The organism is Advenella mimigardefordensis DPN7 (genome assembly GCF_000521505.1).
Taxonomy (GTDB): domain Bacteria; phylum Pseudomonadota; class Gammaproteobacteria; order Burkholderiales; family Burkholderiaceae_B; genus Advenella; species Advenella mimigardefordensis.
The window spans coordinates 503,981-516,401 of record NZ_CP003915.1; the positions used below are offsets into that span (position 1 = coordinate 503,981).

Sequence of the window (12,421 nt, forward strand, 5' to 3'; positions counted from 1 at the left end):
GTACCATATATATTACATAAACGTAATTAATGTACATTGTCCACCCTATGCCGATTAGCTTCAATAGGCTGTTCCTTGACCAGCCAGGCTTCTTTCGTAAGCTTGAACATTGTTTCCAGGGAGGCACGGCTGCCGGCAACGACATCAATCATTCTCCAGCCGAAGGATTGATACGCTTCCCATTTAGCTTCAAACTCCGTTTCCCCCCCATCGGTTCGCTGGCCGAATCAGGATGAATGCTGGGTACATTCTCGGTGGCAAGGAACTGACCCAGGTCACTGACTATCCGGCACCTAGACGGCCCGGATAGACACATGGGCGGAACGAGCTCAAAGCTTATAGTTCAGCGAGAGCATGACGCTGCGCGGTTCTCCGTAGACGTTACTCGGGAAGGGCACGCTGCCGGTGATTGCGCTGTAGTAAGTTTTATCGAACAGGTTATTGATATTGAGCCGTATGTCGAGCTTGGGAGTAGCCTGGTATCCAATCATCAAATCGGCGATAGCATAGCTCTTCTGTTCCACTCTATAGTTGACACCGCTGCTGGTCCCTTCATTGTAGATGGTCGACTGCCAATAGACCGAACCTCCGACACGCCAACGGTGCCAGTCGCCGGTCAACTGATAGGTGCTTGATAACTTGAAGAGATGACGCGGCGTATCTGTATCGAAGGGTTGCCCGACGTTGAGCGGATTGGCATCTTCGCGATACTTCGCATTCGTGTAGGTGTAGCCGGCACCGACCTGCCAGTTCGGTAATATCGCGCCTTGTACTTCTAGCTCTACGCCCTGGCTGCGCACCAGACCGGCAGCGGCATAACAAACCTGGCTCGGGTAGCCGCTGCATGATGTCTGGTCGCTGAGTTTGTAGGCACGGTTCGCCTGATCGAGTCGGAATAACGTAGCCGATGCGTTCAGCGCCCCATTAAAATATTCGCCCTTGATGCCGATTTCGTAATTCTTTCCCTTAATGGGAGCCAGGACTGTCTGATTGGCATCCAGGTAGCTTTGCGGCTTGAAAATGTCCGTGTAGCTGGCGTAGACCGAATGCTGGTTGTCGACCTCATAAACCAGTCCAGCGTACTTGGTCACGTTGCGAGTGATGTTGTACTGATTGCGCGTAATGGACGACGGTGTGTTCGCGTCGAAGTTCGAATAGCCATAGCTGGTGTCCTTGTAGTCGAACCAATCCAGTCGTGCACCCAGTATGAGCTTGAGCCGATCGGCAAGATTGAGACGTGCGGTCGTATAAACGCTTTTCTGTTCAATACTGGAATCAAACCAGTCGCGCAGCGGGATATCCGGCTTTGCAATTGCACCTGAGTCCCAGTTGTATATGTCCATGCCGCTAATCAGTGTCGAGCCCTGCCGTGTATTGCCGTCGAAACTTACCTTCCGGTAATTGCCACCGAATACCAGTTCATGCTGACGACCGAATAGTTCGAATGGGCCTGAGGCATACAGGTCGTAGCTGTTCTGTCTTTCGGTGTGTTGGTTGCGCGAGCCGTACTGGGTATAAATATTGTTTGGAATATTCAAACCGATGTAATTGCCGAGCATATCCAGTTTTGCGATCGAATGGTAGGCGGATAAATTTACTTTCCAGTCATTGTCAAAGCGATGTTCTAAGCTCCCGTAGATGGAAGTTGTAGTCTTGTTCCAGTATTCCCAGTCATTGGCAAAGGACGTCGACCGTGACAGGTGAAGGTCGCTGCCGTCCCGCGCTACGGGCAAACCGGTAAAGCCATTGCCGTCCAAATCGTCTTGCTGGTGCAGCACACTCAGGGTGAGGGTGGTTTGCGGTCCGAAGTCCTTTTCCAGAATCCCGTAAATGAGCTTGCGTTCACTCTTGTCTGTATGCTTGTAGCTGTGATTTTTCTGATAGGCTACCACCGTACGGCCACGAAGCGAACCGTCAGTATCCAGGGAGCCTGAAGCGTCGAGCTCGGTTCTGTAGCGGTCCCAATTGCCGGTACTGCCGGAGAGCGACACCTGCGTATCTTTGGTCGGACGCTTGCGAATGAGATTGATGGCCGCAGCCGGATTTCCGGCGCCCAGTGCCATGCCTGCAGCCCCTCGTACTATCTCGGCACGGTCATAAACCGCCATGTCTGTACCCAGCAGATCCTGACTCAGGTAAGAGCCATCAAGGCTCACGGGCAGACCATCGTACATAATGTTGTCCACATACATACCACGGGAGTAAAAGGAGGCGCGTTCCGGCCCAAAACGACGAAAGGTCAGTCCTGGCGCGCTCTGTACCACGTCGTTGACACTGGATAACCCCTGGTCTTCGATGCGTTGACGTGTGATGACTGTTACTGCCTGCGGCGTCTCGCGCAATGTGAGACCAAGTTTGGTTGCGGTTGTGCTCGGTCCGGTAGTCGTATAGGAGCCGGATCCCTCGGTTGTCGAGTCCAAAGACGCTTGCGCAACAATAGGGGCGAGTGCTGTCACCGTGCCACTCGCTGGCCGAGATAGTGAAACATTGCTTCCGTTGCGCCGAAACTCAATACCGGTGCCTGCCAATAATCGTTGCAAGGCATTGTCAGGTGTCAGGTTGCCGGTAACTGATGGTGCGTTCAGCCCTTGCACTGTTTCTGGTAAATAAAATATCTGCAACGAAGCCTGTTCGCCCAGCTGAATCAACGAATTATTCAGCGCTTGCGCAGGAAGACTGATTCTGACGGCTGTTTCCTGAGCCAAAGACTGAGCTGGGACGGCCCCGAAGGCCAGCATAGCGGAAATCGTCAAGGCATTGAACCTTGAACCCAGGCCGCGCAACGCTGTGCTGCTTGTGTTGATCACTTTCCGCATATCCGGGTGGTCTATCATGGATGATTCCAAAAAAGAGTGGTTGGGTATAACGCCTCCGGCGCTTTTTGCCAAGGCTGCATTTGGGGAGGGGCTTCACTTTTAAGACGCCGGCAAAGAAACTAATCCAGAATGATTCTCATTAAAATATGGTTACAAGATGTATCTTTACGCTCATGACAGGCGCAAAAAACGGCAGGGCTCCAGTCAAGAGCTCAAATCGATTAATGCGTGGGAAAAGAAAAGTGATTGCTAGCGAGAGGACTCAAGTACCGCGCGACCATCCGCAAGACGTCGTACTTTGACAGGTGCAATCTGAGGCAGGACGGTCAGCAGTGATTCAGGCGAATCGATTCCGACTGTGCCGGAGATGCGGATGCGTCCCAGATGAGTATTACTCGTGCTTAGCGGGAATGCAAGATAGCGGTTCAATTCGGCGACGACTTGCGAGAGCGGCGTATTCTCAAATACCAATCGCCCGCGCTGCCATGACAGAAGCGATGCAACATTATCCTGATAGGGTGTCGTTAACGTCCCATCTGCAGAAGCTCGAGATACATAGCCAGCGGTCAGCCGCGTCCGGTTGCGCTTCCACCAGGGGCCTGCCGAGAACTCTACTGCCCCTTCGTCGACCGCGACGGCGACGGTTTCATCATCGCGTCGTACATTAAAGCGTGTACCGGTAACAAGCACCTGGGCGCGACCTGCGTCGACGGTAAATGGTCTGGCGGTATCCGGGCTAACAGAAAACAGTGCCTCACCTGCAACCAGTTGCACCACCCGACGGTCATCATAGAAGGTGACCGCGACCCGGGTAGCGGTATTGAGATCCAGTACGGAGTCGTCCGGCAGATAAAATCTTTTGCGTTCTCCTTTGGTGGTGGAAAACTGAGTAGTAAAATCCGGCGTACTCCACCACGTGTTTCTGCCGAGAGCGCCGACCGCCAATGCAGCGGTGCAGAGTGCTCCTGCACCCAACATGAGACGCCGGCGCTGGGAGAACATAGGCGTCTGCACTTCCGACTGGTCCATGATGGCTCTCATTTCGTTTCTGGGGAGAAGATCGGTGGTTTCCCAAAAACGTTCCAGTGAGCGGTATTGACGCTCGTGCTCGACATTCGCCGCCCGCCAGATCTCAAACTCGTGCTTCTCCTGTGACGAGAGCGTACCGAGACGCGCCTTGGTAAACCAATGCAGTGCTTGATCAAAGGGTACGTCAGAAGGTGTCTGGTCGCCGGGTTCAGTCATTGTGCGCAGCGTGAGGAACACAGGGTACGAATAGTATCCCCTCATTAACAGGACGTCTAGGCATACGAAATTCCGGAATCAATGCGGAGCATAATTTTGTAACTTTTCTTGCAGATGTCGTATCGCCCGTTTCATATACTTTTCCACCGAGCTGGGCGTCAGTTGCAGTTTGTCGGCGATTTCCTGCTGGGTATAGCCCTCTATTTTGTTCCACAGGAAAACCTGCTGGCACTTTAATGGCAGCTCAAGCAAGGCGGTGTGTAACGCCCGCGAAAGTTCGGCTGTTCGAAGTGCAACATCCGGATCTTGTTGCACAGGATGTTCGTCTTCACTCAATTCATGCAGGGAAAGGGTTTTATAGCGTGATTGGCGGCGAATCTCGCTAACCAGCCGGTTCTGAGCCGTTCGGTAGAGATAAGCCCTTTGGTCAAGTACTGCGGCGTGTTCGCCATGTAACAACCGCTCCATAGCGTCTTGGGCTGCATCTTCGGCATCCTTCGGCAGGGAGTTTCTTTTTGCCCATGACCCGATCAGCTCGCTGTAGTGAGCGAGCCAGCCTTTCTTGTGCGCAGGGGGACGGGACATGGAAATACTAGGCGTTTTGTCGTATTAGCCTTCAATAATAACAATAATTCTCATTTAGATATAGTCAAATGCCAGATGTGGTAAGAGTAGCGACTGCACTCGTTGCTCCAGACATACGGCGAAATGATAAAAACCTTCAAAATTTATATATTTCGAAGGTTTTTATTGATACCAGGTCCATGTTGCTCTGCGTTTAGATGGCTTTAGCTGCACATGGAACGAGTTGCAAGTACATAAAAATCGGCAGGCTTTATTTCTTTTCGTCTATAAAACCCGCCGTTCCCATCCTCACTCCACCGTCACACTCTTAGCCAGATTCCTTGGTTTATCCACATCCGTGCCACGCGCTACTGCGGTGTGATACGACAGCAGCTGCAACGGAATCGTATGCAGAATCGGAGACAGTTTGCCGTAGTGTTCGGGCATATGAATCAGGTGCATGCCTTCGCTGGCTTTGATTTTTGAATCGGTATCGGCAAACACATACAGCTCGCCCCCACGTGCACTGACTTCCTGCATATTGGATTTGAGTTTTTCCAGCAGTTCGTCGTTTGGAGCGATAGTAACGACTGGCATTTGCTCTGTCACCAGCGCCAGCGGGCCGTGTTTCAGTTCGCCTGCAGGATAGGCTTCGGCGTGGATGTAGCTGATTTCCTTGAGCTTGAGCGCGCCTTCCATGGCGATTGGATAATGCATGCCGCGTCCCAGGAACAGGGCGTTTTCCTTGCTGGCAAAGCGATCGGCCCAGGCCATGATCTGAGGCTCCAGCGCCAGCACAGCGCCAATGGCGGTAGGCAGGTGACGCAGCTGTTTGATGTACTGGGTTTCCTGTACATCGTTCAGGCGACCTTTTACTTTGGCGATGGTGAGCGCCAGCAGGAACAGGCCAACCAGCTGAGTCGTAAAGGCTTTGGTGGAGGCAACGCCAATTTCTACACCGGCATGGGTAATGAAATTGAGTTTGCATTCGCGCACCATGGCACTGGTTTGTACGTTGCAGATGGTGAGCGTGTTTTCCATGCCCAGTGTGCGAGCGTGCTTGAGCGCGGCCAGTGTATCGGCGGTTTCGCCGGACTGGGAAATGGTAATCACCAGCGACTTGGGGTTGGGTACGCTATCACGATAGCGATATTCGCTGGCAATCTCAACATTCACGGCGATTTTGGCGATAGACTCGATCCAGTACTTGGCGGTCAGGCCCGCGTAGTAGCTGGTGCCGCAAGCCAGAATAAGGATATTGTCGATGTCCTTGAAGATTTTTTCTGCACCATCACCGAACAGTTCAGGCTCGATGGATTCAATACCGTCAATGGTATCGCCTACGGCACGAGGTTGCTCGAAAATTTCTTTCTGCATATAGTGACGATAGGGACCCAGGTCGGCAGCAGCGGTATGCGCGTGCACGACGTTGACCTTGCGATCGACGGCTTTGCCGTTGATGTCTACAATCCAGACTTTTTGCAGTTGCAGATCGACGATGTCGCCATCTTCCAGATAGACGATTTTGTCGGTCGTGCCGGCCAGTGCCAGAGCGTCAGAGGCCAGAAAATTCTCGTTTTCACCCAGACCCACAATCAGAGGGGAACCGTGGCGTGCGCCAACGACACGATGCGGTTCATCGTGGCAGAAGACGGCGATGCCATAGGCGCCGGTCAGGCGGCGAACGGTTTGCTGAACGGTTTCAAACAGGTCGCCGTTATACAGATGGTCAATCAGGTGAGCGATCACTTCAGTATCTGTCTGGCTTTCGAAAACATAGCCGTGGCCCTTGAGCTCTTCGCGCAACTCGTCGTGATTTTCAATAATGCCGTTGTGAACCAGCGCGATACGTGGTTTGCCATTGGCGGGGCCGGAGAAGTGCGGGTGTGCGTTACGCGTTGCCGGTACACCGTGTGTGGCCCAGCGGGTGTGAGCAATACCGGTAAAGCCGGCGATATGATCTTCCTTGATCTGTGCTTCGAGTTCCGCGACGCGCTGTGTGCTGCGGGTGCGGCGCAGTTCGCCGTCCATATGCACTGCAACACCACAAGAATCATAACCGCGATATTCAAGCCGCTTGAGGCCTTCGACCAGGACTGGTGTGATGTCACGTTGCGCCACAGCGCCAACAATTCCGCACATGCGTTTACTCCGTTTATTCTGAATGGGAAAACCGTATTGTGCGCTTCAAGAGAAGAAATTAATGTTCTAATTTTATATATATTTGAAATATTTCTTCATTGTATGAATAAAACGATGATATATTTCATTTGTAGAAAAATATGAAATTATATTTCATTACAGAACTGTAATAAGACGCAAATTTGTTGCTGCCCGATCACAGTGATTCAGCCGGGTTGATCGTTCGAACGCGTGCTTTTAAGGAAAGAAATGGAACTTGATGAACTGGATAAACGCATTCTTCAGCAACTGCAGAAGGATAGCGGATTGACCAATCAGGCACTATCCGAGAGGGTGCATGCATCGGCACCCACCTGTCTGCGACGCGTGCGTCAGCTGCATGAACAGGGCGTTATCCAGAAAACGGTGGCGATTGTAGACCCGACACTGGTCGCTGCCTCGCTGACGGCGATTGTAGAAATTACCCTGGATGTGCAGACGGCTGAAGCCTATGCTGCTTTTGAAGAGAATGTGGCTGGGGAACAGAGTATTCTTCAGGCCTACCGGGTATCCAGCGGCCCCGATTTTGTATTGATTGTGCAGGTTCGCGATATGCCGGCCTATCATGCTCTGGTTCACCGTTTTTTTACCGCGCAGAAAAATGTGCGCAATGTGCGCAGTTTTTTTTCGGTACATCGCAGCAAGTTTGAAACGCAGGTGGCGATTGACTGAGACGTTTCGCGCATCACAAGCGCTATGCGGCAATGACGGACAAGATAGAAGTTGATCCTGTTTCGGTCTCAACGAGGTCTTCTGTGTTGTTCAACGCCCTGGCTTCCAAATAGCTAATCATGCCGTTCGAATAAAAGGTTAGAAAATTCCTAATCACGTGCTTGATCGATATGGTGAAGTTACGGCTATCTTGCCTGACTGATCAACCGTTCAAACTGCGCCAGATAGCGTGCGCTCATGCGGCCGATGTCATGTTCGTCCTGCACATATTGCCAGGCCTTGTCAGCCCGGGCGTTGGCTTGCGCCGGATTGGTCAGTGCCTGTTGCAGGGCAGCGGCCATTTGTTCATCATTGCCGGTTTCGCACAGATAGCCGCGTTCATCGTCCAGCAGTTCGGCCAGCCCGCCGGCGTTGGTTGATACGACCGGGATGTGCAGGGCGAAGGCGTCCAGTACGCTGCTGCCTAATGCTTCTTCGCGACTGGCCATGACAAAAATATCAAACAGGCTGTACAAGTCTTCAATGTTCTGGCGAAAGCCCGCCAGGTGGTACACCTGCTGCAGGCCATGTTCGCGGATCAGTGCCCGGGCCTGATCCGAGCAATCACCTTCGGCTCCGAAGTGCAGGAATATGAAATCCTGGCGCTGCTGGTGCAGGCGGGCAATCGCGCGAATCAGCGTGAGCGGATCTTTCACGGACACCAGGGCCGCGCTGGTGGCCAGCACTTTTTTGTCGCCAATGGCAAATTCGTCGCGTACCTGCTGCGCGTGCGCGGTGTTGATCTGTCGCGGTTCGATCGCGCTGGATATCAGGATGGGATCTAGCCCTAGCCGGCGCGGCTCGGATGCGGCCATCCGGCTGATAGCCACAAACAGATCGGCCTTGCGCCACTTGCGCAGGGTGCGCCATTGGCGTTGCCGCTTGACGGGCAGAGAGGTGCGACGGGTAAAGACCAGGCGCGTTTTGCCGAAGAACGGGCGGGTGAGGGCGGCCCAGGTGAGAGAGCCGGCGGTTTGTACATGAACAATATCGAAATCACGGGCGTGTTGCAGCAGAAAGGCTCCCTGTTCAAACGGCCGCTGGCGCGTCACCACCGTAAAGTGTTCCTGTTGCGCGGCGTGTGCCAGCGGCTGATCGTGGCGCGCCAGCAGGCTTACCTCATGGCCGGCCTCTCGGAATGCCCGCATGCAGTAAAGCGTCTGGCGTTCTCCGCCGCGCCATCCTTTTTCGAAATTAACCTGCAGGATTTTCATGATGATATTGTTTAGGCGGAATCAGCGCGGCGGTTTGGCCTGCCGGGTGCGGGACCAGAGGCAGGCATATTTATTGAAGACCGACTGGGCAGCCATGACCGACAGCAGAAAGCCGGCTTTGCCATCCAGGATGCCCAGGCGCAGGAAATAGGTTCGGAAGAAACGCGCGACGGCATGCAGAGTGGCGGTTGCCAGTGATCCTTTTTTGCCGGCGGCGGCCCGTTGTTCTGCCCAGGCAATGGCATAGCCGGCTGACTTGCGCAAGTGTTCATCGACCGTCGAGTAGGTAAAGTGCAACAGATCGCCTTGCAGGGTGGCCAGTTGCGCACCCGGGGGCAGGACGAGCGACTCATGCACCAGCGCATCGTTATATTGTGTGAGCTTGCGCGGGTGCAGGCGCTCAACGTGGCCTGGATACCAGCCGCAATGACGGATAAACTGGCCAAACGCCCAGGATAGGCGGGCGACCTGATAAATGGTATTGGGCGGCGGGTTGCGCAGCACGGCTTCAATGCTTTCCCGCAACTGTGGTGTGACGCGTTCGTCGGCATCCAGCCACAGGATCCAGTCGGCGGTCACATGCGTTTGCGCGCGCTGTCGCTGCGGGCCGAATCCGGGCCAGTCGGCGCTGGTGTAGAAAGCCTGCGTGTAACGGCGGGCAATTTGCTCAGTATCGTCGGTGCTGCCGGAGTCAAGAATCACGATTTCATCGACCCAGCCGGCGACCGAGTCCAGGCACGCGGCCAGGTGTTGCGCTTCGTTCTTCACGATCAGCGCAACGGCCAGCGTGGCACGGCGGTCAGAGTGGGCTGCTTCAGCTGGCATCGGTGTCGAGACCTTTTATATAGCGGAACAGGTTGATAATAACGGCGATTATAACCAGTGCGCTGGCAAGACCCATGACATACATGGGGCCGCGTACCGGATCGACATGAAAGCTGATGGCCACGCAGGCGGCGCCAACGCCCTGACCAAACAGGCGCGTGGTGGCCTGTACGCCACCGGTGGCGCCGCTGCGCTTCAAGGGGGTAGACATGAGCATGGCCCGATTATTGGGCGTCTGGAAAAAGCCAAAGCCCATGCCGGCTACAAACATGGGCGCAACGTAATACCACAGGGCAATATCGGCAGGCAGTGATATCAGGGCAATAATGCCAATGGCCATCAGCGCTGCGCCAATGCCGGACAGCAGTGATGCCTTGAAATAACGGCATAGTTTTGCCGAGAGCGACGCAATCACCACACTGCCTATCGGCCAGACCCCGAATAGCAGGCCAACCTTTTGCAGCGGCATGCCCAGATTGTGCTGGTAATAAAATGGCAGCGCCAGCATGGAGATCATCTGCGCAGTAAAGGTGAGTGCGGAAACGATCACGGCGTATTTGAATATCGGATAGCGAAACAAATCAACCGGCACCAGAGGCGTTGCTTGCGGTAATGAGCGTCGAATCAGCACGTAGCCGCCAGCTGCTGCGATGGCAAGCATGAACAGGCCGCGTCCGGGGTTGCGTCCGATTGCATCCAGGCCGATCAGCAGCAGCGCGAAGGTGAAGATATTCAGAATGGCGCTGAGATAATCGAAACGGCCTTTGCTGCGTGAGGCCGCTTCGGGCAGGTAACCGGCCGCGTACATGGCGAACAGGCAGATAGGCACGGTAAAACCAAAGATCCATTGCCATGAAGCGATGGACAAAATGGCCGCCCCTACTGAGGGTCCGACCACGGACATGACGCCCACCGTCATGGCGTTCACGCTGATCCCTGCTGCCAGTTTATGCGTAGGATAAATGTGGCGCACCAGCCCGCCGAACAGGCACATCATGGAGGAAGCGCCCAGCCCCTGCAGTATGCGCGCGCCCACCAGGCTATGCAAATTGCCGGACATTGCGCAAAGCAGTGAGGCAATTGTGAACAGCGCCAGCCCCAGTCTGAACATCAGTTTGAAACCGATCCGCTCGGCCACGGCCGACAAAGGCAGTAGTGTGGCCATCACGGAAATGGTATAGGCGTTGACGATCCAGATGGAATCGGCCTCGCCGATGTTCAGCTCCCGCGAGATCGTCGGCAGGGCGATGTTGGCGATATTGGCGTCCAGTACGGTGACACCAATACAGCACAGCAGTGCGCCCGCCGCCCACTGGCGGGCCGGGGAAGGCAGGCCGGTGGTGGTTCTGGGTGCTGCCGCCGGAGCTGGCTGGTCGGGGTTGCGGGTCGGGGCTTCAGTCATGCCATCTATTTTTCATGCTATCAACTATCAATCTTGTTTCTTTGTCGGACGGGTCCAGTTTTCAATGGTGGTCTGACGGGTGCGCGACAGCGTGAGTTTGTCGGCAGGCGCGTCTTTGGTCAGTGTCGTGCCTGCGCCCAGCGTTGCGCCTTTGCCAACAGTGACGGGGGCGACCAGCTGACTGTCCGAGCCAATGAACGCGCCATCTTCAATCGTCGTTTTGAATTTGTTTACGCCGTCGTAATTGCAGGTAATGGTGCCAGCGCCAATGTTGACCTGCGCGCCGATCTCGGCATCACCCAGATAGGCCAGGTGATTAGCCTTGCTGCCCTGACCCAGTGTGGTTTTTTTCAGTTCAACAAAATTGCCTACATGTGACTCGGCTGCCAGCACGGTGCCGGGACGCAGTCGCGCGTATGGGCCGATTTTGACGTTTTCGGCAGCGGTTGCCTGTTCCAGATGGCTGAATGCTTCTACTCGTGTACCGGCGCCCAGGGTGACGTTACGCAGCACGCAATGCGGCCCCACGCGTACACCGTCAGCCAGGGTGACGGTGCCTTCAAAGACGCAGCCGACATCAATAAACACATCGCGGCCGCATTCCAGCGTACCGCGCAGATCAAAGCGTGCCGGGTCGGCCAGTGAGACGCCCTGGACCAGCAGGCGCTGGGCCTGCTCTGCCTGCCAGGCGCGTTCCAGTTGCGCTTGCTGTACGCGGCTGTTTACGCCCAGCGTTTCCCAGTTGGCATCGGGCTGAGCGGCGTTCACGGGCACGTTATCCTGAACGGATAGCGCGATGGTGTCGGTCAGATAATATTCTCCCTGCGCATTATCGTTGTTGATGCGACCCAGCCAGTCTTTCAGTTTTGCGGTGGGCGCTGCCAGAATGCCGGTGTTGACCTCACGGATTTTGTGCTCCTGTTCGGTGGCATCCTTGTGTTCGACAATGCGTTGAACCTGGCCGCTGTCGTTGCGAACAATGCGTCCGTAGCCGGTCGGGTCCTGCAGTGTTTCGGTGAGCACGGCCATGCCATTGGCGCGTGCCTCCAGCAGACGCTTCAGCGTGGCCGGTTGCACCAGGGGGACGTCACCGTAAAGTACGATAGTTGTGTCTCCTTCCTGTTCGCCGCCAACCAGTAGCGGTATGGCCTGCTGAACGGCATGGCCGGTGCCGTACTGCGGCTGCTGCAGGGCATATTCAATGTCAGTCTGGTCGGCAAACGCTTTTCTGACAGCGTCGGCGCCATGGCCGACCACAACGATGATGCGATCGGGGGACAACTGGCGGGCACTGTCGATAACCTGAGCCAGCATTGGCTTGCCAGCCAGTGTATGCAATACTTTGGGCAAATCCGATTGCATGCGTTTACCCATACCTGCTGCGAGAATGACGATATTTAACATAGATAGACGTGTCGTAAAGTTTGAAATTGGTTAAGAGGCGATAGAAAAAAAGGGGAAGG

At 54.7% G+C, this 12,421-nt stretch carries 9 protein-coding genes; 1 reads left to right on the forward strand and 8 read right to left on the reverse strand.

Annotation, left to right across the window (positions count from 1 at the left end):
• Positions 1 to 329: 329 nt before the first annotated feature.
• The 4 genes from MIM_RS02315 to glmS all read right to left on the reverse strand — a co-directional run bounded on the left by MIM_RS02315 (position 330) and on the right by glmS (position 6,767).
• A complete protein-coding gene (locus MIM_RS02315; protein WP_025371150.1) occupies positions 330 to 2,834 on the reverse strand; it encodes a TonB-dependent siderophore receptor in 2,505 nt (834 codons plus the stop codon).
• A gap of 231 nt (positions 2,835 to 3,065) precedes the next feature.
• Complete coding sequence (locus MIM_RS02320) at positions 3,066 to 4,061, reverse strand: FecR family protein (RefSeq protein ID WP_025371151.1); 996 nt, start codon at positions 4,059 to 4,061, stop codon at positions 3,066 to 3,068.
• Positions 4,062 to 4,139: 78 nt separating this feature from the next.
• On the reverse strand, positions 4,140 to 4,646 hold the full coding sequence (locus tag MIM_RS02325) for an RNA polymerase sigma factor (RefSeq protein WP_025371152.1): 507 nt from the start codon (positions 4,644 to 4,646) through the stop codon (positions 4,140 to 4,142).
• A gap of 288 nt (positions 4,647 to 4,934) precedes the next feature.
• A complete protein-coding gene (gene glmS / locus MIM_RS02330; protein WP_025371153.1) occupies positions 4,935 to 6,767 on the reverse strand; it encodes a glutamine--fructose-6-phosphate transaminase (isomerizing) in 1,833 nt (610 codons plus the stop codon).
• A gap of 249 nt (positions 6,768 to 7,016) precedes the next feature.
• Here glmS and MIM_RS02335 point away from each other — a divergent pair, with 249 nt between their 5' ends.
• Positions 7,017 to 7,478: an Lrp/AsnC family transcriptional regulator gene (locus MIM_RS02335; protein WP_025371154.1), complete on the forward strand. Its 462-nt coding sequence runs from the start codon at positions 7,017 to 7,019 to the stop codon at positions 7,476 to 7,478.
• Positions 7,479 to 7,663: 185 nt separating this feature from the next.
• Here MIM_RS02335 and MIM_RS02340 read toward each other — a convergent pair whose 3' ends face one another.
• Genes MIM_RS02340 through glmU form a run of 4 tightly spaced genes read right to left on the reverse strand, consistent with a single transcriptional unit; the run spans position 7,664 to position 12,362 of the window.
• Entirely contained in the window at positions 7,664 to 8,731 is a 1,068-nt protein-coding gene (locus tag MIM_RS02340) for a glycosyltransferase family 4 protein (protein ID WP_025371155.1), read from the reverse strand.
• A gap of 21 nt (positions 8,732 to 8,752) precedes the next feature.
• On the reverse strand, positions 8,753 to 9,556 hold the full coding sequence (locus tag MIM_RS02345; RefSeq protein WP_025371156.1) for a glycosyltransferase family 2 protein: 804 nt from the start codon (positions 9,554 to 9,556) through the stop codon (positions 8,753 to 8,755).
• Positions 9,546 to 10,958 carry an MFS transporter gene (locus MIM_RS02350; protein WP_025371157.1) on the reverse strand — a complete coding sequence of 471 codons (1,413 nt, stop codon included), beginning with the start codon at positions 10,956 to 10,958 and terminating at the stop codon, positions 9,546 to 9,548. The genes MIM_RS02345 and MIM_RS02350 overlap by 11 nt, the downstream gene beginning before the upstream one ends.
• Before the next feature lie 27 nt (positions 10,959 to 10,985).
• The gene (glmU, locus tag MIM_RS02355; protein ID WP_025371158.1) at positions 10,986 to 12,362 is read right to left on the reverse strand and encodes a bifunctional UDP-N-acetylglucosamine diphosphorylase/glucosamine-1-phosphate N-acetyltransferase GlmU; all 1,377 of its coding nucleotides are present in this window, start codon (positions 12,360 to 12,362) and stop codon (positions 10,986 to 10,988) included.
• Between the last annotated feature and the right edge of the window lie 59 nt (positions 12,363 to 12,421).